24 protein-coding genes are annotated in these 25,785 nt (G+C 44.9%); 21 read left to right on the top strand and 3 right to left on the bottom strand.

Going from position 1 to position 25,785, the window contains the following annotated elements; translation table 11 throughout:
- The first annotated feature begins 35 nt into the window (after window positions 1–35).
- The 3 genes from ABJF92_RS08315 to rpsA all read left to right on the top strand — a co-directional run bounded on the left by ABJF92_RS08315 (window position 36) and on the right by rpsA (window position 4,780).
- Entirely contained in the window at window positions 36–2,231 is a 2,196-nt protein-coding gene (locus tag ABJF92_RS08315) for a prephenate dehydrogenase/arogenate dehydrogenase family protein (protein ID WP_446815325.1), read from the top strand.
- An 18-nt stretch (window positions 2,232–2,249) separates the two neighbouring features.
- A complete protein-coding gene (gene cmk / locus ABJF92_RS08310) occupies window positions 2,250–2,933 on the top strand; it encodes a (d)CMP kinase (protein ID WP_446815324.1) in 684 nt (227 codons plus the stop codon).
- 164 nt (window positions 2,934–3,097) lie between these two features.
- A complete protein-coding gene (rpsA, locus tag ABJF92_RS08305; protein ID WP_446815323.1) occupies window positions 3,098–4,780 on the top strand; it encodes a 30S ribosomal protein S1 in 1,683 nt (560 codons plus the stop codon).
- Between the two features lie 145 nt (window positions 4,781–4,925).
- Here the strand turns inward: rpsA and ABJF92_RS08300 are convergent, their stop codons facing one another.
- The gene (locus tag ABJF92_RS08300) at window positions 4,926–5,201 is read right to left on the bottom strand and encodes a hypothetical protein (protein ID WP_446815322.1); all 276 of its coding nucleotides are present in this window, start codon (window positions 5,199–5,201) and stop codon (window positions 4,926–4,928) included.
- A 231-nt stretch (window positions 5,202–5,432) separates the two neighbouring features.
- Between ABJF92_RS08300 and ABJF92_RS08295 the strand changes: the two genes are divergently transcribed.
- Window positions 5,433–7,334 (top strand): PhoX family protein, encoded by a 1,902-nt coding sequence (locus ABJF92_RS08295; protein ID WP_446815321.1) that lies wholly within the window; start codon window positions 5,433–5,435, stop codon window positions 7,332–7,334.
- Between the two features lie 51 nt (window positions 7,335–7,385).
- Here the strand turns inward: ABJF92_RS08295 and tsaA are convergent, their stop codons facing one another.
- Entirely contained in the window at window positions 7,386–8,111 is a 726-nt protein-coding gene (tsaA, locus tag ABJF92_RS08290) for a tRNA (N6-threonylcarbamoyladenosine(37)-N6)-methyltransferase TrmO (RefSeq protein ID WP_446815320.1), read from the bottom strand.
- Between the two features lie 118 nt (window positions 8,112–8,229).
- Between tsaA and ABJF92_RS08285 the strand changes: the two genes are divergently transcribed.
- The 17 genes from ABJF92_RS08285 to bfr (ABJF92_RS08205) all read left to right on the top strand — a co-directional run bounded on the left by ABJF92_RS08285 (window position 8,230) and on the right by bfr (ABJF92_RS08205) (window position 25,565).
- Window positions 8,230–9,489: a glutamate-5-semialdehyde dehydrogenase gene (locus tag ABJF92_RS08285; RefSeq protein WP_446815319.1), complete on the top strand. Its 1,260-nt coding sequence runs from the start codon at window positions 8,230–8,232 to the stop codon at window positions 9,487–9,489.
- On the top strand, window positions 9,479–10,156 hold the full coding sequence (nadD, locus tag ABJF92_RS08280) for a nicotinate-nucleotide adenylyltransferase (protein WP_446815318.1): 678 nt from the start codon (window positions 9,479–9,481) through the stop codon (window positions 10,154–10,156). Before ABJF92_RS08285 ends, nadD begins: the two co-directional genes overlap by 11 nt.
- A gap of 14 nt (window positions 10,157–10,170) precedes the next feature.
- A complete protein-coding gene (gene rsfS, locus ABJF92_RS08275) occupies window positions 10,171–10,524 on the top strand; it encodes a ribosome silencing factor (protein WP_446815317.1) in 354 nt (117 codons plus the stop codon).
- A gap of 10 nt (window positions 10,525–10,534) precedes the next feature.
- Entirely contained in the window at window positions 10,535–11,002 is a 468-nt protein-coding gene (rlmH, locus tag ABJF92_RS08270; protein WP_445975969.1) for a 23S rRNA (pseudouridine(1915)-N(3))-methyltransferase RlmH, read from the top strand.
- A gap of 9 nt (window positions 11,003–11,011) precedes the next feature.
- Window positions 11,012–12,892 (top strand): penicillin-binding protein 2, encoded by a 1,881-nt coding sequence (mrdA, locus tag ABJF92_RS08265; RefSeq protein ID WP_446815316.1) that lies wholly within the window; start codon window positions 11,012–11,014, stop codon window positions 12,890–12,892.
- Window positions 12,885–14,006 (top strand): rod shape-determining protein RodA, encoded by a 1,122-nt coding sequence (gene rodA / locus ABJF92_RS08260; protein WP_446815315.1) that lies wholly within the window; start codon window positions 12,885–12,887, stop codon window positions 14,004–14,006. The genes mrdA and rodA overlap by 8 nt, the downstream gene beginning before the upstream one ends.
- Complete coding sequence (gene mltB / locus ABJF92_RS08255) at window positions 14,003–15,073, top strand: lytic murein transglycosylase B (RefSeq protein WP_446815314.1); 1,071 nt, start codon at window positions 14,003–14,005, stop codon at window positions 15,071–15,073. Before rodA ends, mltB begins: the two co-directional genes overlap by 4 nt.
- Window positions 15,063–16,010 carry a septal ring lytic transglycosylase RlpA family protein gene (locus tag ABJF92_RS08250; protein ID WP_446815591.1) on the top strand — a complete coding sequence of 316 codons (948 nt, stop codon included), beginning with the start codon at window positions 15,063–15,065 and terminating at the stop codon, window positions 16,008–16,010. The genes mltB and ABJF92_RS08250 overlap by 11 nt, the downstream gene beginning before the upstream one ends.
- A 77-nt stretch (window positions 16,011–16,087) precedes the next feature.
- A complete protein-coding gene (locus ABJF92_RS08245; protein WP_446815590.1) occupies window positions 16,088–17,236 on the top strand; it encodes a D-alanyl-D-alanine carboxypeptidase family protein in 1,149 nt (382 codons plus the stop codon).
- A gap of 22 nt (window positions 17,237–17,258) precedes the next feature.
- Window positions 17,259–17,564, top strand: coding sequence for a YbeD family protein (locus tag ABJF92_RS08240; RefSeq protein ID WP_446815313.1), 306 nt, complete (start codon window positions 17,259–17,261; stop codon window positions 17,562–17,564).
- Window positions 17,564–18,208, top strand: coding sequence for a lipoyl(octanoyl) transferase LipB (gene lipB, locus ABJF92_RS08235; RefSeq protein WP_446815312.1), 645 nt, complete (start codon window positions 17,564–17,566; stop codon window positions 18,206–18,208). The genes ABJF92_RS08240 and lipB overlap by 1 nt, the downstream gene beginning before the upstream one ends.
- 1 nt (window position 18,209) lies before the next feature.
- Entirely contained in the window at window positions 18,210–19,169 is a 960-nt protein-coding gene (lipA, locus tag ABJF92_RS08230) for a lipoyl synthase (RefSeq protein WP_446815311.1), read from the top strand.
- 98 nt (window positions 19,170–19,267) lie between these two features.
- The gene (speA, locus tag ABJF92_RS08225) at window positions 19,268–21,166 is read left to right on the top strand and encodes a biosynthetic arginine decarboxylase (protein ID WP_446815310.1); all 1,899 of its coding nucleotides are present in this window, start codon (window positions 19,268–19,270) and stop codon (window positions 21,164–21,166) included.
- Window positions 21,167–21,221: 55 nt separating this feature from the next.
- The gene (locus tag ABJF92_RS08220; protein WP_446815309.1) at window positions 21,222–22,109 is read left to right on the top strand and encodes a GNAT family N-acetyltransferase; all 888 of its coding nucleotides are present in this window, start codon (window positions 21,222–21,224) and stop codon (window positions 22,107–22,109) included.
- A gap of 104 nt (window positions 22,110–22,213) precedes the next feature.
- Window positions 22,214–24,514: a DNA topoisomerase IV subunit A gene (parC, locus tag ABJF92_RS08215; RefSeq protein ID WP_446815308.1), complete on the top strand. Its 2,301-nt coding sequence runs from the start codon at window positions 22,214–22,216 to the stop codon at window positions 24,512–24,514.
- Window positions 24,515–24,617: 103 nt separating this feature from the next.
- Window positions 24,618–25,091 (top strand): bacterioferritin, encoded by a 474-nt coding sequence (gene bfr / locus ABJF92_RS08210; RefSeq protein ID WP_445975981.1) that lies wholly within the window; start codon window positions 24,618–24,620, stop codon window positions 25,089–25,091.
- Between the two features lie 9 nt (window positions 25,092–25,100).
- Complete coding sequence (bfr, locus tag ABJF92_RS08205; protein WP_446815307.1) at window positions 25,101–25,565, top strand: bacterioferritin; 465 nt, start codon at window positions 25,101–25,103, stop codon at window positions 25,563–25,565.
- A 4-nt stretch (window positions 25,566–25,569) separates the two neighbouring features.
- Here the strand turns inward: bfr (ABJF92_RS08205) and ABJF92_RS08200 are convergent, their stop codons facing one another.
- Window positions 25,570–25,770 carry a (2Fe-2S)-binding protein gene (locus tag ABJF92_RS08200; protein WP_446815306.1) on the bottom strand — a complete coding sequence of 67 codons (201 nt, stop codon included), beginning with the start codon at window positions 25,768–25,770 and terminating at the stop codon, window positions 25,570–25,572.
- Window positions 25,771–25,785: the final 15 nt, after the last annotated feature.

Here is a 25,785-nt window from a genome sequence, read left to right as displayed (position 1 = left end):
CTTTCGGTGAGATGTATAAAAGGGTTGATGATTCGGTGAGTAAGTTTGGCAATGTCATGATTATAGGTCTTGGCATGATAGGTGGTTCCTTCGCAAAAGCACTAAAAGAAAAAGGTCTTGCTACCTTATATGGTGTTGATCGACGCAAAGGTGAGTTGGCGTTAGGTGTGTCCACTGGCGTGATTGATTATCCGGCAGAGTTGACCGCTGAATTCGTTTCTAAAATGGATGTGATTATGCTCGCCACACCTGTGCGTGCCATGTCCTCTGTTTTAGCGGAATTAAAACCTTTATTGTCTGCTAAGACCTTGCTGACAGATGCTGGCTCAACAAAAGGTAGTGTGGTGGCGTCGGCTCGTGAAGTTTTTGGTGAAGTGCCAAAGAACTTTATCCCCGGTCATCCCATTGCAGGGGCTGAAAAAAGTGGTGTGTTGGCAGCCAACCCAAAACTTTTTGAAAATCACATGGCCATAGTGACTCCACTGGTAGACAGCGACCCAGTGTTGTTAGATCGTTTGCATCAGTTATGGTCAGCAGTCGGTGCAGATGTTGTCAGTATGGAGGTGGATCATCATGATCATGTGCTGGCGTCATCCAGTCATTTACCCCATTTATTGGCTTACACCTTGGTAGATTCCTTGGCGAACAGTGAGCGCAGCCAAGATGTGTTTAAGTTTGCAGCAGGTGGCTTTAGAGATTTTACCCGTATCGCTTCCAGTGATCCGGTTATGTGGCGCGATGTTTTTATGGCCAATAAAGACGCTACTCTAGCGACCCTTGATCAGTTTACGGCGCGCCTTGCAGATATGCGCCAAGCGATTGAAGAGGGTGATGGTGCGACTATGTTTGGTGTATTTACCCGAGCAAAATCTGCCCGCGACCATTTTTTACGTCTATTAGAGCAGAGAACGGTAGGCTTAATCCAAGACACACGTCCAGTCTCTGTGACCGTTGCTGCGGCCTCTGCTATTAAAGGTAAAGTTTATTTGCAAGGTGACAGATCTTTGTCACATAAAGCCATTACAATGGCTGCCCTCGCTCAAGGGGTTAGTAATATCGACAACATAGAGCTGTCCGGTGAGGTGCGTATAACGTTGCAAGCTTTCCGTGACATGGGAGTGGTGATCGAGGAGCTGTCGAGCGATCGATTGCGTATTCATGGGGTAGGTTTACGCGGTTTAAAGGCGCCAATAGCACCGATTAATGTCCATACCTCGATGGAGAGCTTGGCCATTATGGTGCCTGTGCTGGCTGGGCAAGATTTTTCTGTGGTGATTAGTGCTGAGCAAGATTTATTAACTCAGCCGCAACCGGAGCTCATAGCCTTAGCGAGAAGTATGGGTAAGTTGGTTGAGTCGGCAGACGCGGATTGTCTGCCATTACGCTTTTCGCCGAATCCTTCAGTACAAAGCGATAATGTAAGTGTTGAGCTTGCGAGTCATGGTGCTTTTTCTGTGTTGCTGGCAGATTTGTATAACGCCGTTTCAGGCACGCCTTTGTCTATTCGAGGTGCTTTGACTCAAGCAGATACTTTGTTACTTGAAAGCTTTGCTGGCGCGACAGCAGAAGAATTGGATGAGTCATGTTTGCCGCAAGAATTAATAGGGCAGAATCTTGTCCTACCTGCGGATCTTGATCAAAGTGCATTTTTGGCCTTGTTAGCGACTTTACTCCCAGGTTCTGATTTGCTGCTTGAGAACGTGGCGAGTCATGAATTAGAAGCGGGCTTTCTGGGTTTTATGAATTCAATTGGCGCCAACATTGTCAAGAAAGAAAATAGTGTTGACGTCCTAGGTTGTCAGTCTGTGGTGGTGAGTTTTACCGCCTTAAAAGGTTTTGTTGTAACACCTGAACAAAGTATGGCCATGGCGAATAGCTTGCCTTTGCTATGTGCCGCAGCGGTATATGCTCAAGGTGACACCTGTATTCAGGGTATTAATTTACTGCCTTATTATTGTGAGGATCGTATTTTAGCTTTGGTAGATGCCTTGGGCTCTATGCAGGTGAACTGCTCATATGCGAATGGCGAGTTGAATATTTCCGGAGGCGTACCCCAAGGCGGTGAGCTGGACTGTGCAGGGGATGTTCCAATGGCTCTAGCTATGTTGGTTTTAGGTGTTCGCAGTCGTCAAACCACAAGAGTGAACGACTGTCAGAAATTATTAGAAGAATTTAATGGGTTAGAACGTGTCGTCATGCAGTTAGGTTTTCACTGCACAGTCACACAGTAGATTTTAAGAGGAAAAAATATGTTAAACCAAGCCCCGGTGATTGCGATTGATGGTCCAAGTGGAGCCGGTAAGGGGACAGTAAGTCAATTATTGGCTGAAAAACTCGGTTGGCACATTCTGGATAGCGGCGCATTGTACCGTCTTTTGGCATTGGCTGTATCCCATCACGGTATGGACAACGACGATGTGGATACTTTAAAAGTATTGGCAGAGCATTTAGATATTCAATTTCAGCCAACGGCGGATAATAAAGTTGAAATTATTTTAGAGGGTGAAGCGGTTACCCAAGCTATTCGTACCGAGGAAGTGGGCAACAGCGCATCAAAATTGGCCGCTATTCCTGAAGTACGCGAAGGCTTGCTATTGCGCCAGCGTGACTTTGCCCAGCAACCAGGCTTGGTAGCGGACGGTCGTGATATGGGAACCGTCGTGTTTCCTGATGCACCGATTAAAATCTTCCTAACAGCTTCTGCAGAAGAGCGTGCGCAACGTCGTATGCAGCAATTGCAGCAGAAAGGGGAAGCTGTTAATCTTGAAGAACTTGTTAAAATTATCAAAGAAAGAGATGAACGCGATGCTAACCGTAGCGTTGCTCCTCTAGTGCCAGCTGCTGGTGCCTTGGTAATAGACAGTACAGAGCTCACAATAGAGCAGGTTGTCGACATGGTTTTTGCTGAAACAGTAAAAGCCGGTTTCGCATAGCCTGTTCTTTTTTGCGTGAAATTTGTGCTAGAATAAGCAAAATTTTTTCAAAGTCGGTGAAGAGTCAGCAGGTCTTCACCGCAACATTTTTAAAATTGACCCGCATTTGCTGACAATGTGGTTATGGCTTAGATCTTTATTAAGCCAACTATATAGGAAATACAATGACTCAAAGCTTCGCAGAACTGTTTGAAGAAAGCCTGTTAACCGTCGAAATGGCGCCAGGTTCTATTGTTACTGGTATTGTTGTTGATATCGACAGCGAATGGGTAACTGTTCATGCAGGTCTTAAATCTGAAGGCGTAATTCCTCGTTCTCAGTTCCTAACGGAAAGTGGTGAGTTCAACGTTAACATCGGTGACGAAGTTAAAGTTGCACTTGATGCTGTTGAAGATGGCTTCGGTGAGACTAAATTGTCTCGCGAAAAAGCGAAACGTGCTGAAACTTGGGCTGTTCTTGAGAAAGCCTACGAAGAAAGCGCCATTGTTCACGGTGTTATCAACGGTAAAGTGAAAGGTGGTTTCACAGTTGATATCGCAAATATCCGTGCTTTCTTGCCTGGTTCTTTGGTAGATGTTCGCCCAATCCGCGATACTTCTCACCTAGAAGGTGTGGATCTAGAGTTCAAACTTATCAAGCTTGATCAAAAACGTAACAACGTTGTTGTATCTCGTCGCGCCGTTATGGAAGCGACTAACAGCGCTGAACGTGAAACACTACTTGCTTCTCTTGAAGAGGGTCAAGAAGTTAAAGGTATCGTTAAGAACCTTACTGATTACGGTGCGTTCGTTGATCTTGGTGGTGTTGATGGTCTTCTACACATCACTGACATGGCTTGGAAACGCATCAAGCACCCAAGCGAAATCATCGCTGTTGGCGATGAAATCGATGTTAAAGTACTTAAGTTTGACCGCGAGCGTAACCGTGTGTCTCTAGGTCTTAAGCAATTGGGTGAAGATCCATGGGTAGCTATTAAAGCTCGTTACCCTGAAGGTACTAAAGTAACGGCTAAAGTTACTAACTTGACTGATTACGGTTGCTTCGCAGAACTTGAAGAAGGCGTAGAAGGTCTAGTACACGTATCTGAAATGGATTGGACTAACAAAAACATCCACCCATCTAAAGTTGTTCAGATCGGTGATGAAGTTGAAGTTATGATCCTAGACATCGACGAAGAGCGTCGTCGTATTTCTTTGGGTATCAAGCAATGTACTATGAACCCATGGGAAGAGTTTGCTACTTCTTTCAACAAAGGCGACAAGATCTCTGGCGCAATCAAGTCTATCACTGACTTTGGTGTGTTCATCGGTCTTGACGGCGGTATCGACGGCCTTGTTCACCTATCTGACCTATCTTGGGACGAAGCAGGCGAAGAAGCAGTACGTCAATACAAGAAAGGCGATATGCTTGAAACAGTTGTATTGTCTATCGATGCTGAACGTGAGCGTATCTCTCTTGGCGTTAAACAGCTTGAGGAAGATCCATTCCTAGCTTACGTTGCTGAGAATGATAAAGGTGCTGTTGTTACTGGTACGGTTTCTTCTGTTGATGCAAAAGCAGCGGTTGTTGTTCTTGCTGAAGGCGTTGAAGCGACATTGAAAGTATCTGAAATCAGCCGCGAACGTACTGAAGATGCAAGTACTGTATTGAAAGAAGGTGACAGTGTTGAAGCTGCGATCATCAATGTTGATCGTAAAGCACGCACAATCGCTCTTTCTATCAAGCAGAAAGATGCAACTGAAGAAAAAGCTGCGATGAAGTCTCACTCTGAGAAACAGCAAACTGAAGCGAACGGTCCTACCACTATCGGTGATTTGATCAAAGCTCAGCTAGAAAACCAAAACTAAGTTTAGTTTTCTAAATGTGATTTAAAAAGCGGGCCTTGGCCCGCTTTTTTTTGTCTTTTTTTTATATCAAGTGATCTCAAACGATTGACAGAAAAACTATACATATAACATGTGGATAACCATGGGTATAGGCTTGGAGTATGTCTTATCTTAACGACTTTAATAGGGTTTGAATGTCATCTTCATCCCAGTCGGGTTTTTCTATTAACAGTTTAAGTTCTTCATTTTCATGAAGGTTTTCCTGATTTTTCTGAAATTTAGCAAAGTGCAAATCTTTAATGAGCCTTTCGTCTTCAGGTGAGCGATAAAGAGGCTTTGGGCTGGTGTTAGTCTCTTTCGTTTCTGGCTTGTTTTCAGTTCTGCTGGGGGCGTTTAAGTGGCTGACTTTTCGATAAGTGTCCAAAAATTGTTTTTTGTTCATAATAATACTGGCCAGTCAAAAATGGTTAAGAGCACTAATAGATTAGGTGCTTTACAGTGAGATTACCAGTGTCTACTTGTCATGATAGTGTCATCAAATTGTCTTAACTTGATCATCTAAATGCAATGAAAGCTTGGCTTAATAGCTCTACTTTAAAAAACATCATTGGTGCGCTTGTGGAAAAGTAAACCAATGTTTATTGATGATAATTTAAGACTTGAGGATATTACGATGCCAGTTAAGCAGGATCAGGTGTTTGGTTTTGACGAGCACGATGAGTTAGTAAGACCCGCGCCAGAGATGGTGGAATTTGAAGAAACTGCTAAGCGTATGGTTTCTCGTCGTGGCTTTTTATCAGGTGGTGCTGCTGTTGGTGCCTCCGCTTTTGTAATGGGCTCTACAACACTTGCTGCCAGTAAAGCTTTAGCGGGCGAAGAGATGAAAATGTCTCGCTTAGCGTTTGACATGGTCAAAGCAAATGCTGAAGACACAGTAACCGTTCCTGCAGGTTATAAGTGGGAGGTGTTGGCATCTTGGGGTGAACCATTATTCTCCAACGCTCCAGCATTTGATTCTACAAGTGGTGGAACCGGAGCTTCTCAAGAGGTGGCATTTGGTGACCACTGTGATGGGATGGCGCTATTTTCACACCACGGCCGTCAGATCTTATGTGTAAATAATGAATACACTAACCTTAAAACGCTACATGCTAACCGCGCTGACGGTGTGCCTACTTCTGCGGATGATATTCGTAAAAGTAAAGCAGCTCATGGTGTGAGCGTCGTAGAGGTTGCTCGTACAAATGGTAAGTGGGGGATCGTAAAAGACTCTGAATACAACCGTCGTATCACAGCAGATACTGAAATGGATATTACAGGCCCTGCTCGCGGTCATGATCTGCTTAAAACTAAAGCCGATCCTAAAGGTGTCATCGCGAAAGGTACTTGGAACAACTGTGGTAATGGTCAAACGCCTTGGGGTACTTACTTGACCTGTGAAGAGAACTTTAATGGTTACTTCTCTTCAACAAATGATAATGCGCCGTTAACACCGCAAATGAAGCGATACGGTATCAGTCATAAGGATTGGGGCTACAAATGGGCGATGGCAGATGCTCGTTTTGATATTTCTAAAGATCCACAAGAACCAAACCGTTTTGGTTACATTGTTGAGATTGATCCATTAAACCCTAATGCACGCCCGAAAAAGCGTACCGCACTAGGTCGCTTTAAGCATGAGAATGCAGAAGTAGAAGTGGCCGCAAATGGTCATGTAGTGGTTTACCTTGGTGACGATGAGCGTGGTGAGTTCTTGTACCGCTTTGTGTCTAAACACAAGTTTGTTGTGGGTGGGGATAACAGTGAATTGTTGGAAGAGGGTACGCTTTATGTGGCGAAGTTCTTCGATAACAACACAGGCATGTGGATTGCATTGACGCCAGAGTCTACTGGTATGACTGAGGCTGAAATTGCTATTTATACTCGTTTAGCAGCTTCTAAAGTAGGTGCTACGACTATGGATCGCCCAGAGTGGGTTGCCTCTAACCCTACTAAGGCTGAGGTATATTGCGCTCTAACAAACAATAAAAACCGTGGTGTTAAGCCTAATGCGGGTGGTGATGCAACGCCACCTCACGGTGCAAATCCACGGGTAAAGAACAACTTTGGTCAAATCGTTCGCTGGCGACCAGAGAATCAAGATCACACCTCTGTTAACTTCTCTTGGGACTTGTTTGTCTTGGCGGGTAACCCAGCGGTTTATGATGATGCCAATGCAGGTTCGAGCAATGTTAATAAAGACAATATGTTCAACTCTCCGGATGGTTTGAAATTCGATAAAACAGGTCTGCTATGGATTCAAACAGATGGTAATTACTCAAACGCGAAAGGTTTTGCGGGTCAGGGTAATAATCAAATGTTGGTTGGTGATCCTGAAACAGGTGAAATCAAGCGTTTCTTGGTTGGGCCTAAAGAGTGTGAAATCACCGGTGCTGCATGGAGTGCTGATCGCACTACTATGTTCATCAGTGTTCAGCACCCAGGTGAAAAAGGTAATTCTAACTGGCCTAATGGCGGCACACCACGCTCAAGTGTGATCGCGATCTCACGTGAAGATGGTGAAATTATCGGCTAATCGCTTACTTTAGCAATAAAAAAGGCACCCTAGGGTGCCTTTTTTATTGGGTTATGCAGGGTTTAAAGTAAGTATTTCAAGGTGTTCTTTTCTTGCGCACCACTTAATGTCTAAATCCCATAATAGGGTGCCATGCTCTCTATCGAGTTGGTCTTTAAGATAAGAGGGGCGGGGATCTTGTCCGATGACCTGTTCAATTAAGTCTTTAATGTTTCTATTGTGTTGCTGCTTGTAAGACTCGCATTGCTCTAGTGCTAACGCCGAAAAAAACACAGGTTTGGTTTCGGCTGCTTCTGGGGCAAAGCCGCCAGTTGCGTCCGGTAGGCTGTCTGCATAAGGCAGATAAGGCTTGATGTCTAAAATGGGGGTGCCGTCTAATAAATCGGCACCATGTAGATCTATGAAGACTCTTTTACCTTGTTGATGAATTTTGCCTAGCTTTATTACGGATAAGCCTATCGGGTTAGGTCGATGGGTTGCACGAGTTGCAAATACACCGACTTTTTTCTTTCCGCCCAATCTTGGTGGGCGCACTTTTGCCTTCCATTGTTCAGATAAACAAGCGTGAAAAATAAATTGCACCCAAATATGGGAGAAGCCTTCAAGGCCGTCCAGCGTGTCTAGCCTGTTATAGGGGGGGAGGAGTTCTATATAAGCGGTGGCTTGGTTTACTAAACCAGGTTGTCTTGGTATGCCAAATTTTTCTTTGTAACAAGAGTGAACCTTGCCAATAACGGACAAATTGAAAGTGTTTTGTAAACTTGAGGAGGCAACCATTTTACGCGAATCTACACTAAATCAATAAAAATAATATGTTAGTATACTGGCAAAGTAAGGCAGTCTGCGACTGTTTTGCATTCACACTGTGTTGTTTAACTTTGTTAGAGATCAAACTATGTCTTTAGAGTCCTATATGAATCAAATTGGTCAACAGGCTAGAGCAGCGTCTCGCCTACTGGCTAAAGCTTCAACTGCGCAAAAAAATGCTGCGCTAATGGCAATGGCAGAAGCCTTAGAAGCAGAACGACCTCGTTTGATAGCAGAAAACTCTAAAGACATGGAGAATGGCCGCGCCAAAGGCTTAGACGCAGCGCTATTGGATCGTTTGTTACTGAATGATGCTCGTATCGATGGCATGATTGAAGGACTTAAACAAGTCGCCACTTTACCTGATCCAATTGGTGAAATTTCCAATATGGTGTTTTTGCCTTCTGGCATTCAGCGCGGTCAAATGCGTGTGCCGTTAGGTGTGGTTGGTATTATTTATGAGTCGCGCCCAAATGTGACTATTGATGCGGCCAGTCTTTGTCTTAAGTCCGGTAATGCCACGATTTTACGTGGTGGTTCAGAGGCATTTCATTCCAACCATGCTATCGCTCAAGCGGTGTGTAAAGGTTTGGAAAAAGCAGGCTTACCGAGTGATGCAGTACAGGTGCTTAATACCACAGATAGAGAAGCGGTGAGCAAGTTGATTGGCATGCCTGAATATGTTGATGTGATCGTGCCACGCGGTGGTAAGGGGTTGATTGAACGTATTAGCCGTGACGCCAAAGTCCCTGTTATTAAACACCTTGATGGTAATTGTCATGTGTACATTGATGACGAAGCTGACATGGAAAAGGCCTTTAGAATTGCCTTAAATGCCAAAACTCGACGTTATGGTGTATGTAATGCCATGGAATCCTTACTGATACATCAAAATGTTAATAAGCAAGAAATATCAAAGCTGATTGCCGCCTTCGAAGAAAAAGGTGTGGCGTTGGTGGGTTGTACCCAAGTCCAGCAATTTGCCGATAGCATAGGCGCTGCCACCGAAGAAGACTGGTACACAGAATATCATGCCCCAAAGCTTTCTATTAAAGTTGTTGCGAGTATGGATGAAGCCATTGCCCATATTAATAAGTATGGCTCTCATCATACTGATGCTATTGTGTCGCAAAACTACACCAAAACCCGAGCCTTTATGACGGAAGTGGATTCTGCGTCCGTTATGGTGAATGCATCCACCTCATTTGCGGATGGTTTTGAATATGGTTTTGGGGCTGAGATCGGTATCTCAACCGACAAAATTCATGCCCGCGGTCCAGTTGGCCTGATTGGTTTGACGAGTCAAAAATACATAGTGTTTGGGGATGGTCATACCCGTGACAACTGAGTTGCATAAGCCGCTTGTGGATCACAAAAAAAACTCTGGCGTGGCGATTATGGGGGGCACCTTTGATCCTATCCATAATGGTCACTTACGTTCAGCGGTAGAAATACTCGATCGTTATGGTTTTGCCCAACTACGTTTAATTCCGTGTTATCAGCCAGTTCATAAGAGTCAGCCCAGTGTGTCTGCACAGCAGCGCTTGGACATGGTGGAAATGGCGGTGTCTAGTGATGAGCGATTAACGGTGGATCGTCGTGAAATAATACGCACAGGTCCTAGTTACTCACTAGATACTTTGCGTTCTATTAGGGAAGAGATAGGCGAAACCGAGCCCTTAGTGATGGTGTTAGGGATGGACAGCTTTTTGTCTTTACCGACTTGGCATGGTTGGCAAGAACTGATCAAGTATGCCCATATCTTTGTTGTCTCAAGGCCCGGTTGGGAGCCAGACCTAATTAGTGAGCTTAGCGAGTTCTGTGAAAACTATCGTGCCGCTTCGCCGCATGAGTTACAATGCGCGCCCTCAGGTCTGGTCTGCTTAGAAACACTAACACCTTTAGGGATTTCTTCTAGTTTGATCCGCTCTTTATGTCGCCAACAAGCGTCGATTGCGTATTTATTACCAGAGCCCGTACAAACATATATACAGAAACATCAATTATACCAATAGGAAAACGTAATAATATGAGTCAACCAAACCTCACAGCGGATCAAATTTTAGCCTTGGCTGTCGAATCACTAGAAGATGTGAAAGGTGACAAGATCACTGTGTTAAATGTGAGTAATCATACTGACATGATGGACTTTATGGTGATATGTACGGGTACTTCGAAACGCCACGTACAGGGCCTTGGACAAAATGTGGTTGAGCACCTTAAGCAAAATGGTCTGCAACCTCTAGGAGCAGAAGGGCGCGGTACCGCAAGTGACTGGATCTTGATCGACCTTCATGACGTGGTTGTTCATGTGATGACGGAAGAAGCGCGTGCTTTCTACGACTTAGAAAAGTTTTGGGACATTAAACCTGAAGTTTTATAAGGTTCTCTAGATGCGTGTTCGTTTAATTGCAGTCGGTAGTAAAATGCCTAAGTGGGTAACACAGGGCTATGATGATTATGCCAAACGCCTACCAAAAGATTTCAGTTTAGAGCTGATTGAAATTCCTATGGCGCCTCGTGGTAAGAATGCCGACATTGCCAAAGCGATTCGAAAAGAAGGGGATGCCATGTTAGAGGCTATCCCAGATGGCGATAAAGTCATTGCCATGGAAGTGTTAGGCAAAGAGTGGTCCACCGAACAGTTAGCCGACCAAGCTGAGCAGTGGCGCATGGAAGGCTTTAATGTCAGCTTATTGGTGGGTGGCCCCGATGGACTGGACCCAAGATGTACGGCACGAGCCGATCAAGCTTGGTCTTTATCTCGCTTAACCTTGCCACACCCTATGGTACGTATCATTTTGGCTGAGCAGATCTACCGTGCTTGGACGCTTATGAACAATCACCCGTATCACAGATAAGGAACACTTGTGAGCCTTAGGCATCGTAACTTTCGTAATTATCGTCAAGAGCGGTCACTGACTCAGTTTCGAGTCGTTGTGGCCGCTGTTGTGGTAGTGCTGTTAGTAGGTGTGCTCATTGCTCGTCTGTTTTATCTGCAAGTTCTTGAATACGACCTTTACCAGACCAAAGCTAACGAAAACCGGCTTATGTTGGTCACAGAGCAGCCCCCACGAGGCTTAATCTATGACCGGCATGGTCTAGTGCTCGCCGATAACCGACCTATCCACAGTTTGACCGTGATTCCTGAGCGAATAAAAGACTTCACTGAGCTAAAAGACGTTCTGTCAGGCATTATCGACATCAGTGATGCGGAATGGCGGCAGTTTGATAATAAGCGTAAAGAGTATCGTCGTCCTTACCAATCCATTACCTTAAAATCTCAGCTTAGTGATGAAGAGTGGGCGCGAGTCAGTGTGGATCTTTATAAATTGGATGGTGTACAAGTTGAGGCACAATTAACTCGTTATTACCCTTATGGGGAGGCCTTTGCTCATGCTATTGGTTATGTGGGGCGTATTACCGAAAGAGACCTAGAGCGGGTCGATAAAACCGCTTACCAAGGGGCGCTTTTTATTGGTAAAACCGGCATCGAAGGCTACTACGAAGATGTGTTGTTTGGCAAAACAGGGTTGAGCACAGTCGAAGTAAATGCCCGTGGCCGCATCATGTCGGAAGTGGACAGGCAAAATCCCACCCCAGGCAAGGACTTACACCTGTATCTTGATGCCCGTTTACAGCAGTATGCTTACGATCTCCTAGGAGAGTATCGAGGGTCCGTCATTGCGATTGACCCTGATACAGGGGGTATCTTGGCGCTGGTGTCAAAACCAGGTTTCGATCCAAACTTATTTGTGCGTGGCATTTCAGTAAAAGATTATTCTGTGTTACGGGATTCGAAGCAGTTACCACTTTTTAACCGTGCCCTACGTGGTGGCTACCCTCCCGCTTCTACTATTAAGCCCTTTATGGCCTTGGCTGGTCTTGAATACGGTTTCTCCTCATGGACAGAGCGTTATTACGCCCAAGGGTATTATCAAATTAATCCCGGTGGTCGTCGTTATCGCGATTGGCTAAGGGGAGGGCATGGTTGGATTAACCTAGAGCGCTCCATCATAGAGTCGGTGGATACCTATTATTACCAACTGGCTAATAAAATGGGTATTACACCGATTCATGACTTCTTGACACGTTTTGGCTTTGGTCAAGGTGTACTGTTGGACTTACATGGGGAAAGTAAGGGCTTGCTGCCCTCAAATGAATGGAAGAAAGCTAAGTATAAAGAGCCTTGGTATCCGGGAGACTCTGTCAATGTGGGGATAGGTCAAGGCTTTATGGTGTCCACACCTATGCAGGTCGCCACCGCAACGTCCATTCTTGCGAATCGTGGTCATTACTATCGACCTCGTATGACTCAGAGCATTAATGATGAGCCTATGCAGTTTAAAGACGGCACAGGGGATATGCATCAGGTGGTGCTCAAAGATCAACGTAACTGGGAAAAGATGGTTAATGCCATGCGTAAGGTAATTACCGATTCAAAAGGTACTGCCAGACGCTTGCGTGGCACGGATTACACCATTGCCGGAAAAACCGGTACAGGTCAGGTGTTTAGTCTGCAAGAAGATGAAGAATATGAGGCCGATAAACTGGCCCAGCGTCTTCATGATCACGCTTTGTTTATAGGTTTTGCTCCTTCGGATAAACCTAAAATTTCAGTGTTTGCCATCTTTGAAAATGGTGGCAGTAGCTCCAAACCTGCGGATTTATCTCGGCAGTTGTTTGACGCCTATTTAAGCGGTGAATACCCTGAAAAGTACGATTATTTAAAAGGTAAGTCTGATGAGTGATAGCTTATACCGACGCATAATCTCTTTCACCAATGCCCGACTCTGGCAATTGGTGCATATTGATGTGCTCTTGCTAAGCTCGTTATTAATACTCATAACAGGCGGCTTATTCGTACTTTATTCTGCTTCAGGCCAAGATATAGCGACGGTAGAGCGACAAGTTTTTCGACTGGCCATCGGCATGGGAGTATGTGTTGTTTTAGCGCAGCTTCCGCCTAAGTATATGCGTCGCGCCTCTCCCTTACTTTTTGTTGGCCTAGTTCTGTTACTGGTAGGGGTTTTACTGTTTGGGGTGGGAGCAAAAGGGGCTCAGCGATGGCTAGCGCTGCCAGGTGGTTTGCGCTTCCAGCCTTCGGAGATAATGAAGGTGGTGATGCCCATGATGGTGGCTTGGTATTTTGCGGATAGACAGCTGCCGCCAAGCTTAAAGCAAATTGCTATCGTACTGATCATTATTGTTGTACCTGTGTTGATGATTGCGAAGCAGCCCGATTTAGGGACGTCACTGCTGGTGGCTGTTTCAGGGATTTTTGCCTTATTCTTAGCAGGTTTGGGGTGGCGCTATATTATTGGTGCGGCGGCATTAGCGCCAATAGCGGGTTATAGTTTATGGCAAGTAATGCACGACTATCAGCGCCAACGTGTGTTGACCTTTCTTAACCCAGAAAGTGATCCACTGGGCTCTGGTTGGAATATTATTCAGTCTAAAACCGCCATAGGCTCTGGTGGAATGTATGGTAAAGGTTGGCTAGAGGGCACGCAGGCACAATTGGATTTTCTTCCTGAAAGCCACACGGACTTTATTATTGCTGTGCTGGCCGAAGAATTTGGTCTAGTAGGGTGTGGCGTACTCTTGCTGGCTTATCTACTGGTGATTGCTCGTGGTCTGTATATCTCTGCAATGGCGGAAGATAATTATGCCCGCCTTTTAGCGGGGAGTTTAACCTTGACCTTCTTCGTTTATTTATTTGTTAATATCGGCATGGTGTCCGGTATTTTGCCTGTGGTGGGGGTGCCTTTGCCACTGGTAAGCTATGGTGGCACATCCATTATTACGATTATGGCAACTTTCGGCATTTTGATGTCTATTCAGACTCATAAGAGAGCGAGATGATGAAACAGATATTGGGAATATTGCTAGCATTAGGATTAACGGCTTGTTCCGGTGTGAGTCAAAAAGGGCAAACACAGGCAGAGCAAGAAGGCATCGCAGGGGTAAGTGATAGTTTATTGGAGGATATGCCAGACAGTCTGGAAGACTCCTACGCAGCAAACCCTGAAGTACAAGTCTACATTAAGCGTATGGTGACAGAGCATGGCTTCGATAAAGCGATGTTAGAAACAGCGTTTTCACGAATTGAACAACGCCCTAAAGTCATTGAGAAATCTGATAATCAGCCTGAACAAATTACCCCATTTTATGAATACCGCAAGCGCTTTGTTTCCTCGGATCGTATTAAAGGTGGTTTGGCTTTCGCGAAAGAGCAGGCGGTTTGGTTAGAAAAAGCCCAGCAGGAATTTGGTATAGACCCCAGTGTTATCGTCGCGTTAATCGGTGTGGAAACCTACTATGGGCGCATTACAGGTTCCCGCGATGTATTCACCTCATTGACGACCTTGGCATTTGATTACCCAAGACGCAAAAGCTACTTCCAAAGTGAATTGACCAGTTATTTGTTGCTTGCTAGAGACAAAGGTTGGCCGATCGGTGCTACTAAGGGTTCTTATAGCGGGGCGATGGGAATGACCCAATTTATGCCAAGTAATTATCGAACTCTGGCGGTGGATTACGATGGCAATGGTGATATCGATTTGTGGGGGTCTCCTGCCGATGCCATTGGCAGTATTGCAAACTACCTGACACACCACGGTTGGCAGGTCAATAAACCGGCCTTTACTACCGCCCAAGTCATTGAACCTGAGCGTGTTGAAGGCTTAGTCAATAAAGGTCGAGCACCAACAGGCAGCTTTGCCTACTGGGCAGAGCTTAATGTTTTACCGAGTGCGCCTTTTATTGATGATAGAGTCGGTTTATTGGCATTACGCACCGCAGAAGAAGAGGTGAGTTATTGGCTTGCCTATGAAAACTTCTTTACCGTGATGGACTATAACCCAAGCCGCCGATACGCCATGTCTGTGTTTCAGCTTGCTGAGAGTATAAAGAATAATGATGAAGGCTAAATTAGCGCTATTACTGCTTGCTGGTAGCAGCTTGCTGTTAAGTGGGTGTATGAGTACCAAGCACGTCTTGGGGCAAGATGACATTGACTATGACAAAGCTTCTGGGGGCGGTCGTTATACCATCCTGCAGGATCATGCACCTACTGGTGATATTAAAGTAGACCATCTTCCTGATTTGGTCCCGAAATGGGAGCCGAAAAGTCGAGGTGGTAATAAAAGCCCTTATGAAGTTTGGGGTAAGAAATATTGGGTAATGGATTCAGCCAAAGGTTATACCGCAGAAGGCACGGCCTCTTGGTATGGTAAAAAATTTCACGGTCATAAAACCTCAAATGGGGAAATATATGACATGTACGCTTTTTCAGCGGCCCATAAATCCTTGCCATTACCCACCTATCTGAAAGTGACAAACCTTGATAATGGTCGGTCTGTCATAGTGCGAGCAAATGACCGGGGGCCATTTCATGGCGACCGCTTGATCGACTTGTCTTATGCGGCAGCAGCCCGTTTGGATTACCACAAAAAAGGCTTGGCACGGGTAAGAATTGAGGCAATTACCCCATCACAAAACGAAGTCTATCAACCTGCTAGTGTCGCCGCTCCAGTGGTTGTTACACCGGTTGTATCGGCGCCCGCACCAGTAGTTACAACCCCTGTAGCCGTACCTGTACCAACTCAAGAGGTGGTGGAAAATACAGCATTTAGTCATTTGCAGGTGGGGGCGTTTAGTGCTGAGGCTTCAGCGGAGCGTCTAAAGACGCGTTTGTTCGAAGCTTTTGATGCCGACATTAAGGTTATGGTAAATCATCAGAGTGATGGCCTTTATAAAGTCTTGGTCGGTCCCTATATAGAGGCTGCGGACTTAACGCTTTGGCAATCGAAACTTGAACAGGCAGGTTTTGGCCGCCCTGTCAGGGTTGCTCTAATCGCAAACTGACCATTATTCGGGCTAGAGATTAAGAGTATGCTCTAGTATCATCCCCTTACATTTTTTAATAGACGGCATTTATGAGTATGAAAAAACTCCTGGTTATTTTATCTGCAGTAATAAGCTTTGTTAGCACTCCATTATTAGCTGCCCCTTCTCTAATACCTGCGCCTCCGCAATTATCTGCAAGCAGCTATATCCTGATGGATGCTTACACAGGTGATATCCTCGTTGAGAAAAATGCAGACCAAGCTTATCCACCTGCTAGCTTAACGAAACTGATGACGGCCTACATAGTCGAATATGAATTAGCTCGTGGCAACTTGGCGATGACAGACCAAGTAACCGTGAGTGAAAAAGCTTGGCGTATGGGTGGCTCACGTATGTTTATTCGTGAAGGCACTAAAGTGGGTTTAGAAGATTTAATGCGAGGCATTATTATCCAATCGGGCAATGACGCCAGCGTTGCCGCCGCAGAGCATGTAGCGGGAAGCGAATCTGCTTTTGCTGACTTGATGAATCAACATGCCCAGTTACTTGGCATGAAAAACAGTCACTTCATGAATGCTACCGGTTTACCAGCAGAACAGCATTACTCAAGTGCTCACGATTTGGCGATATTGTCTCGAGCAACTATTTTACAATTTCCTGAGAACTACACCATGTACTCGGAAAAAAGCTTCACTTACAACGATATTCGTCAGCCGAACCGCAATAAGCTATTGTGGCGAGATAAAACCGTTGATGGTTTGAAAACAGGTCATACAGAAGAAGCTGGCTACTGTTTAGCCGCTTCAGCGGTCCGTAACGGTACGCGCCTTATTACTGTGGTAATGGGCACAAATTCTGATGAAGCTCGTGCTGCTGAATCACAAAAGCTGTTGAATTATGGCTTTAGATATTACGAAACACGCAAGCTTTACAGTGCTGGCCAAGTACTAAATAACGCTCGTGTTTGGGGTGGTAGCCAAGACACAGTTCAAGTAGGTTTTGTTGAAGATGTTTTGGTGACCATGCCACGTCAACAAGCAGACTCTGTTGCCGCTACATTAGACATGAACACTGAAATCGAAGCACCTATTGCCGTTGGTGATGTACTGGGTAAAGTAGTTGTTGCCGCGGACGGTAATGTGCTGTTGGAGCGTACGGTTGTTGCTCTTGAGCCAGTTGAAGAAGGCGGTTTCTTTAAGCGTTTGTTCGATACGATCAAACTGTTTTTCATGAATTTATTTTAGACCTTAGATAAGTGGTACAAGAATGGCTCTGATTACGAAAGATGGCGATCAAGCGGAAAAAACGGTAGATGCCCCTAAAATTGAATTTCCTTGCGACAATTATGTGATTAAAATTGTCGCCCTAGACGAGGCGGGTAGCTACGAGAGTATTTTGGAGGGCATGAAGAAACACGCCCCTGAAATGGATACATCGCAAGTGTCTACCAATCGCTCTAGTAAAGGACGTTTTATCAGCTACAGTTTTCGCATCCTTGCCACCAGTGAACAGCAGCTAGCAGATTTGCATAAAGATCTTATGTCAATCGGTGCTGTTAAGATGGTTATGTAATGGTCAATACTTTAATTTGCCGAGATCTAGGCGTCATTGACTACCTAGAAACTTGGGAACAAATGAAAGACTTTACCCAGCAGCGCGATAAGCAAGATGCGGATGAAATCTGGCTGTTGGAACATCCGTCTTTGTTTACCCAGGGTCAAGCTGGTAAGGAAGAGCATTTGCTCGCACCGGGAGATATTCCAGTGATTCAGGTCGACCGTGGCGGTCAGGTCACGTATCATGGCCCCGGCCAGCTTGTTGCCTATGTCATGGTCGATCTAAAGCGCTTAGGTATCGGCGTGCGAGATCTGGTCAGTGTGCTCGAAAATTCGGTGGTGAATGTCTTACAGGGTAATGACATTAGCGCTTACCCAAAAGCCGATGCACCAGGTGTTTATGTGGACGAGCAAAAAATTGCTTCCCTCGGACTACGTGTCCGTAGAGGTTGCTCATTTCACGGTTTGGCACTGAATGTCGATATGGATCTATCGCCTTTCGATCGCATTAACCCATGTGGTTATCAAGGGTTAAAAATGCTTGATATGAAAGCGCGCAACCATACGGTTAGTTTATCAAATGTTAAAATTCAGTTGGCCAATCAGCTGGCTGAACTACTCGGATACGAACATCCGACTATCCAACAAGGGTGGAAATAAAATGACGACAGAACGCAAACGCGTTGTCCAAGGTGAAAAACTTCGCGGTGCCGATAAAATGGCGCGTATTCCCATTAAAATCGTACCGACGGAAGAAATTCCACGTAAGCCTGATTGGCTACGTGTTCGTATGCCTGCTTCTCCAGAAATTGCTCGTATCAAGAGCACCTTACGTGAGCATAAACTCGCTTCTGTCTGTGAAGAAGCTAACTGCCCAAATTTAGGGGAGTGCTTTAGTAACGGTACTGCGACCTTTATGATTATGGGTGAAATTTGTACCCGTCGTTGCCCTTTCTGTGATGTGGCCCACGGTCGTCCTAATGCGTTAAGTCCGGATGAACCGAAAGAATTAGCCGCCGCTATCCGTGATATGAAACTTAAATACGTGGTTATCACCTCTGTTGACCGTGATGACTTACGTGATGGTGGTGCTCAGCATTTTGTGGATTGTATTACCCACACTCGTGAGCAAAGCCCAAATATCGAAATTGAGACCCTAGTACCTGATTTTCGAGGGCGTATGGAAGTGGCAATAGATACATTGCAAATTGCGCCACCAGATGTCTTTAACCATAACCTAGAATCAATTCCTCGCTTGTACCGTCAGGTGCGACCAGGCTCTGATTATCAATGGTCTTTAGACTTGCTGAAAAACTTCAAAGAGCGTTGCCCTGATGTACCAACAAAATCTGGTTTGATGGTTGGTATGGGTGAAACCTTTGAAGAAATCGTTGAAGTGTTAAAAGATTTACGTGCTCACGGAGTAGATATGCTGACCATTGGGCAGTATCTGCAGCCATCTAAGCATCACTTCCCTATGGCGCGTTTTGTACCGCCTGAGGAATTTGAGCGTTATGAGCAAGTAGCGAAGGATTTAGGCTTTAAACATGCAGCGTGTGGACCTTTAGTTCGCTCGTCTTACCATGCAGATAAGCAAGCTCATGGAGAGCGAGTGTCTTAATTGTTAATCTGTGCATATTAAAGCGGTGCTGAGATTAGCTTCTTGGCCCCGCTTTTTTTATTTTAAATAACCTATGTTTATTGTCGTTTGGAGATGCCATGAAGCCTTGGTCTGTAAAAGATTCGATAGAGCTTTATAATGTTAGCCACTGGAGCAGTGGCTTTTTCTCAATTAATGATAAAGGCCAAACCATCGCCTTGCCTGATAGAGAAAACCCTGTTGATCTAACTGAGTTATCGGCTGTCTTAAAAGCACAGGGTATTCCATACCCTTGCTTAGTCCGCTTCCCTGATATCCTGCATTCACGTATTGAGAAAATTACCAGCTCATTTCAGCAGGCGATCGAGCATTACGAGTATCAAGCTAACTACGCCATTGTGTACCCTATTAAGGTAAACCAACAGCGTCGCGTGGTGGAAGAAATTGCAGGTTGTAACCCTGGCAACCCAGCCTCGGTTGGTTTAGAAGCGGGTAGTAAGCCAGAGCTAATGGCCGTCTTGGCAATGCACCAAAGTCCAAATGGTATTATTGTTTGTAATGGTTACAAAGATCGTGAGTTTATTCATCTGGCACTAATGGCTGAAAAAATGGGGCATCAGGTGTTTATCGTGGTGGAGAAGCTTCACGAGCTGGACTGGATTCTAGAAGAAGCTGAAAAAATTGGAGTGAAACCACGTATTGGTATTCGCATACGTTTAGCGTCCACTTGTTCAACCCACTGGGGGAACAGTGGTGGAGAGAAATCCAAGTTTGGCTTAACAACGTCTCAATTGCTGCGTGCGGTAGACCGTTTACGTGAATTGGACCTATTAGATTGCTTGGAGTTGATTCATTTCCATCTTGGCTCTCAAATTACCCGTATTCGCGACATTCAAAACAGTTTAAAAGAGTGTGCTCGTTATTACTCTGAACTGCATAACATGGGCGTGAAAGTGAAGTGGGTAGATGTAGGGGGTGGTCTAGGGGTTGATTACGAGGGTACTCGTTGTCAAAACGCATACTCAGCGAACTACAGTATTGGCGAATACGCTAACAATGTGGTCTTTGCTTTCCATAATGTCTGTGAGCAGTACGATTTACCTCATCCTAATTTAATCTCTGAATCCGGTCGTGCGGTAACCGCTCATCACGCTATGATGATTGCGGATGTTTTCTCCCACGGTGCTGAATTGTTGCCAATTGAACAACCAGAAGAAGACAGTGTTTTGGAAATTCAACGTCTATGGGCGTCATACCAAAGCCTGAAGAGCAATGACGAAGACGATAGCCGCTCATTGGTAGAGATTTACCATGACTTGCTGGATGACTTTAACGACAGCTTAGCCTTGTACAATCATGGTCATTTGAATTTGGCGTTACGAGCTCAGGCGGAGAACCTCTTTCTGTCTGCGTGTCGTAACCTGTTACCGAAATTAGACAACCGTAACCGTGGCCATCGAGCGGTAATTGATGAGCTGAACGAGCGTTTAGCGGAAAAACTGTTTGTAAACTTGTCTATTTTCCAATCTATGCCGGATGCTTGGGGGATAGATCAGTTGTTCCCGGTATTGCCTTTGCAAGGCTTGGAACAAGCGCCGTCTTTCCGTGGCAAAATACAAGACGTTACTTGTGACTCAGATGGTTGTCTGTACCATTATGTTGATGGCCAAGGTATTGAATCTTCTTTGCCTTTACCGCCGCCGCCACCAAAGGGTGAGGACTATTTAATGGGCTTCTTTTTGGTCGGGGCTTATCAAGAAACGTTAGGGGATCTGCACAACTTATTTGGCGACACATCCTCTGTGGATGTGTATTTAACGGAAGACGGCTTCCGCATTGATCACGTGTTAAAGGGTGACAGTGTGCAGGATGTCCTTCGCTATGTGAGCTATAACGAAGGCGAACTTGTTAAGCGTTACCAAGATAAAGTAGCGGCCAGTTCGTTAGGCAAGGATGAGCAAGAGCGTTTACTTGCCACTTACGACAAGGTGCTGAAAGGTTCCACTTATTTGTCTTAGGTGTTGTGCAATGGCGGCTTAGGTCGCCATTTGTTTTGTGAAATTAAGGATGACTATGACGAGCTCTAATGGTCTGCTGGAAGAAACCTATTTTGGGGTCATGCTGTCAAGCAAGCTGCTTATAAACGATTTGTTGTATCGGATCATGACGGAGAAGTTATTGGCGCTTGCTGAGCAGCAACCAGGGTTTATTGACTCCGAGTGGGTGTCTGGGAAAACAGATGTTTGCATTATCTACTGGCAGAGCTATGAAAATGTGCAAGCCTGGCTGAATCATAGTGTGCAGATTAAAACCTTATCCCTAGGTCAACAATTTTGGTTTGAAAGTTATTCTCTTAAAATTTTTGAAGTCAGTTCAGATCAGAAGTTCACCCAAGCCAATCGTTCTTTACACGCCTCGCGCTTCCCTTCTATCAAGACACCTCATGGGGTGTTAAAAGTACTTGAAGAATCCCAAGCCTCTTTGTTATTTGATTATGTAAATGAGGAGCGTGCGTTTCTTAAGCCTTGGGAACCTGCCCGTAATGATGCTTACTATTCGATGTCGGTATGCGAGCTGAGGGTGCAGGAAATGCGCCGTGATTTCTTAGAAGAAAACGCTGTTGTCCTCTGTCTTTTGTCTGAGGATGAGTCACGTATGCTGGCGTATTCAAATTATTCGAACATTATTCGTGGGGTATTTTGTGCTTGCAGCCTAGGCTACAGTTTGCGAGAAGGTGAGCAGGGTAAAGGCCTCATTACCCAAGCCTTGAGTGCCGGCATAGACTACATGCATAAGCAACAGAACATAGATAGAATCCAAGCCAACTACATGCCACGAAATGAAAAAAGTGCGGCGGTGTTGGCAAGACTGAATTTTAAGAAGGAAGGCTTTGCCGAGCGCTATCTCAAAATAGATGGTGTTTGGGAAGATCATATACTTACGGCCTTAGTGTTACGTTAGCCGTTGTTTTAAGCCTGTTAATTGTTAAGGTTTGTGCGATAGTGCAGACTTATAAATTATTTTTTAATAGTATTCCTTATAAACGATAGTAGAAGGAAATCTCCTTGAGTGAGTTAGCAAACTTTGAGTCCAATGAGACGCTTTCATTAAAAGACTATACGGAAAAAGCGTACCTTAACTATTCCATGTACGTGATTTTAGATCGAGCCTTACCCCATATAGGGGATGGTTTGAAGCCAGTGCAAAGGCGCATCATCTATGCCATGAGCGAACTGGGTCTAAAGGCGACGGCAAAATATAAAAAATCGGCTCGAACCGTCGGGGATGTGTTAGGTAAATTCCACCCTCATGGTGACAGTGCCTGTTATGAAGCCATGGTGTTAATGGCTCAGCCTTTCTCTTATCGTTATCCTTTAGTTGATGGTCAAGGTAACTGGGGAGCACCAGACGACCCAAAATCCTTTGCCGCGATGCGTTATACGGAATCTCGCTTATCTAAATATGCAGATGTTCTACTAAAAGAAGTCAGTCAAGGCACAGTTGATTGGGTACCAAATTTTGATGGTACGTTACAAGAGCCCAGTGTCTTACCTTCACGTTTGCCGAATTTGTTGTTGAATGGCACCACGGGTATTGCCGTGGGCATGGCGACAGATATCCCGCCTCATAACCTTAGAGAAATTGGTCAAGCTTGCATTCATTTGTTGAATAATCCAAAAGCAGATTTAGACGAATTATTAGGCTATGTGCAAGGGCCTGATTTCCCCACTGGTGGTGAAATCATCACCAGCAAAGTTGACCTTCGTAAGATGTATGAAACCGGTAAAGGTCAGGTGAAAGCCCGAGCTCGCTTTACGATGGAAGAAGGTGAGATCGTGGTGAACGAATTGCCGCATCAGGTTTCAGGCAGTAAGATTCTAGAGCAAATTGCCGCCCAAATGCAGGCCAAGAAACTGCCAATGGTGGTGGATTTACGAGATGAATCCGACCATGAAAACCCTACTCGCTTGGTGATTGTTCCTAAGTCGAATCGCGTGGATATTGATGCTGTAATGACGCATTTGTTTGCGACCACAGATTTAGAAAAATCCTATCGCGTCAACATGAATGTGATTGGCTTGGATGGCTTACCGCAAGTTAAGCCTTTACAAAATTTCTTGTCAGAATGGTTACGCTTCCGTATTGATGTAGTACGTCGTCGCCTCCAATTCCGTTTAGATAAAGTGCTTCATCGTCTACACATTCTTGAAGGTCTGTTGATCGCTTACCTGAACATCGATGAAGTCATAGACATCATTCGCACTGAAGATAAACCCAAGTTGGAGCTGATGTCTCGATTTGGGCTGACAGACGTGCAAGCTGAGTCCATTCTAGAGCTGAAATTACGTCACTTAGCCAAGCTCGAAGAAATGCGTATCAAAGGCGAGCAGGACGAGCTTGAAGCGGAACGTAAAAAGCTTGAGGGCTTGTTGTCTTCTGATCGTAAGCTTAAAAAGCTAATCAGTGATGAAATTCAAGAAGCGGTAGACAGCTTCGGCGATGAGCGCAGAACCCCAATTGTTGAAAGAAAAGAAGCGCAAGCGTTCAGTGAAGAAGACTTGTTGTCTAATGACCCGATTACTGTAGTGATTTCTAAGCAAGGTTGGATAAGAGCGGCGAAAGGTCATGATATCGACGTTGAGGGATTGAATTACAAATCTGGTGATGAGTTCTTAGTCAGTGCGAAAGGGCGCTCTAATCAGACCCTCGTACTGGTCGCCTCTAATGGTCGTACTTACTCTATTAAAGCTCATACACTACCTTCTGCACGAGGCCAAGGTGAGCCCATTACCGGTCGTATCACCCTAGAAAAAGACGCCACGATTGTTTGCGCCGTTTTGGATGCTGAAGACAGTCATTATTTGTTAGCCAGTGATGCTGGTTATGGCTTTGTGTCACAGCTGAAAGATTTGTATGCTAAAAACAAAGCCGGTAAAGCTACTTTGACCTTGCCTAAGGGGGCACAAGTGTTAGCGCCTGTACTGGTTGATAACCCATCGTCTGGACGAGTTGTTGTAGTGTCTAATGAAGGCCGTATGCTGGCATTTGATGTTGCCTCCTTACCCAAGATGGCAAAAGGCAAAGGGAATAAAATGCTCAGTATTCCGAGTGCCCGTGCTGAGTTACGCGAAGAACTGATCGTTGCTATGGCCTGTATACAGCCAGAAGATCTACTGTTGGCCTATGCCGGTAAGCGCTTTGTTTCCTTCATGGAAAAAGACCTAGCGGCCTATTTTGGTGAGCGTGGTCGTCGTGGTCTAAAATTACCCCGAGGTTTTCAGCGCATTGACAGTCTTGAGGTTAAAGTAGGCGAAGGGAAAGCGGCGGGTAACGATGTAACTCGCAGTAGCCAAGATTTATTTTAGTGCTAAAAATGGCTTTTGTAAGTTGTTTTTAGAGTAAAGAGTCACCATAGCTTATGAGCTTAGTTGATTAAGCTCATAAATTTTCTGACCAAGAGGAAGAAATATGAAAGGTAGCAAAAAAGTAATAGACAGCCTAAACAGCTTGCTAGAAAACGAATTGGCAGCCATTGACCAATACTTTATCCATTCTCGTATGTATGACGATATGGGGCTGAACAAACTGTATGAGCGTCTTAATCACGAAATGGAAGAAGAGACTCAGCATTGTGATTGGTTGATCAAACGCATTCTTTTCTTGGAAGGAAAACCGTGCATGACTAAGCGTCGCGATCTTATGATTGGTGATGATGTACATTCTATGATGAAGAATGATCTGACCCTAGAGTTGGAAGTAGTAACCTGTGTTCGTGAAGTGATTGCGATTTGTGAAGAAGAGGGTGATTACCAAACCCGTGAGACACTAGAGAAGCTATTGTTCGATACCGAAGAAGATCACGTTTACTGGTTAGAGCAACAGCTAGGTCTAATGGAAAAAATCGGCATGCAAAATTACTATCAGTCACAAATGGGTAACTAGGGAGTTGATATGAAAGGTGATCGCGAAGTTGTTGCCAGTTTGAACAAGGTTTTGGCAAACGAATTAGTCGGTATTAACCAATACTTCTTACATGCTCGCATGTTCAAAGATTTCGGCTTTAGTGCACTCGACAAAGCAGACTATAAAACCTCCATTCAAAAAATGAAGAATGCTGATCGTTTGATTGAGCGTGTGTTGTTTTTAGAAGGTTTACCGAATCTGCAAGATCTTGGCCGTTTACGCATTGGCGAAACCAGCGAAGAAATGATTGAAGCTAACTTAGCGTTTGAATTAGATACAGTAGGAACGTTAAAAGCTGCGATTGATTTGTGCGAAAGTAAACTCGACTTTATGAGTCGTGATGCGCTAGAAAAAATTCTGAATGAACAAGAAGAACAGATTGATTGGTTGGAGACTCAGCAGCAATTGATCAAAAAATCTGGTTTGGAGAACTACTTACAATCGCAAATGTAAGAAGTTAGGCGACTTGTATTTGGACTTGAGCTTCTGCAATTTGTATAAGCTCATCGTTCAAGATGCTTTTCGCGCATTGACAGCATTTCCCGCACTGGCTACCAATGTTGTGCTCTTTGTAAAGGGCACGCATGGTGGTAGCACCTTCTTTTATCGATGCTTTTATCTCTTTATCGGTAACACCATTACAAAGACAAACGTACATAAATGAAAATCACTC

It is taken from the genome of Marinomonas sp., from assembly GCF_039940335.1.
GTDB lineage: Bacteria > Pseudomonadota > Gammaproteobacteria > Pseudomonadales > Marinomonadaceae > Marinomonas.
Note: the sequence above shows the minus strand (reverse complement) of the source record. Positions and strands in the feature narration are given on the sequence as shown.

Bases quoted from the DNA above. Each gene is read 5' to 3' on its own strand.
- ABJF92_RS08245 (WP_446815590.1), top strand. From the start codon at position 16,088: ATGAAAAAACTCCTGGTTATTTTATCTGCAGTAATAAGCTTTGTTAGC.
- rsfS (WP_446815317.1), top strand. From the start codon at position 10,171: ATGAGTCAACCAAACCTCACAGCGGATCAAATTTTAGCCTTGGCTGTC.
- ABJF92_RS08300 (WP_446815322.1), bottom strand. From the start codon at position 5,201: ATGAACAAAAAACAATTTTTGGACACTTATCGAAAAGTCAGCCACTTA.
- ABJF92_RS08240 (WP_446815313.1), top strand. From the start codon at position 17,259: ATGGCTCTGATTACGAAAGATGGCGATCAAGCGGAAAAAACGGTAGAT.
- bfr (WP_446815307.1), top strand. From the start codon at position 25,101: ATGAAAGGTGATCGCGAAGTTGTTGCCAGTTTGAACAAGGTTTTGGCA.
- tsaA (WP_446815320.1), bottom strand. From the start codon at position 8,111: ATGGTTGCCTCCTCAAGTTTACAAAACACTTTCAATTTGTCCGTTATT.
- rodA (WP_446815315.1), top strand. From the start codon at position 12,885: ATGAGTGATAGCTTATACCGACGCATAATCTCTTTCACCAATGCCCGA.
- mltB (WP_446815314.1), top strand. From the start codon at position 14,003: ATGATGAAACAGATATTGGGAATATTGCTAGCATTAGGATTAACGGCT.
- speA (WP_446815310.1), top strand. From the start codon at position 19,268: ATGAAGCCTTGGTCTGTAAAAGATTCGATAGAGCTTTATAATGTTAGC.
- rpsA (WP_446815323.1), top strand. From the start codon at position 3,098: ATGACTCAAAGCTTCGCAGAACTGTTTGAAGAAAGCCTGTTAACCGTC.
- lipA (WP_446815311.1), top strand. From the start codon at position 18,210: ATGACGACAGAACGCAAACGCGTTGTCCAAGGTGAAAAACTTCGCGGT.
- ABJF92_RS08200 (WP_446815306.1), bottom strand. From the start codon at position 25,770: ATGTACGTTTGTCTTTGTAATGGTGTTACCGATAAAGAGATAAAAGCA.
- ABJF92_RS08250 (WP_446815591.1), top strand. From the start codon at position 15,063: ATGAAGGCTAAATTAGCGCTATTACTGCTTGCTGGTAGCAGCTTGCTG.
- cmk (WP_446815324.1), top strand. From the start codon at position 2,250: ATGTTAAACCAAGCCCCGGTGATTGCGATTGATGGTCCAAGTGGAGCC.
- ABJF92_RS08220 (WP_446815309.1), top strand. From the start codon at position 21,222: ATGACGAGCTCTAATGGTCTGCTGGAAGAAACCTATTTTGGGGTCATG.
- rlmH (WP_445975969.1), top strand. From the start codon at position 10,535: ATGCGTGTTCGTTTAATTGCAGTCGGTAGTAAAATGCCTAAGTGGGTA.
- ABJF92_RS08285 (WP_446815319.1), top strand. From the start codon at position 8,230: ATGTCTTTAGAGTCCTATATGAATCAAATTGGTCAACAGGCTAGAGCA.
- lipB (WP_446815312.1), top strand. From the start codon at position 17,564: ATGGTCAATACTTTAATTTGCCGAGATCTAGGCGTCATTGACTACCTA.
- bfr (WP_445975981.1), top strand. From the start codon at position 24,618: ATGAAAGGTAGCAAAAAAGTAATAGACAGCCTAAACAGCTTGCTAGAA.
- ABJF92_RS08295 (WP_446815321.1), top strand. From the start codon at position 5,433: ATGCCAGTTAAGCAGGATCAGGTGTTTGGTTTTGACGAGCACGATGAG.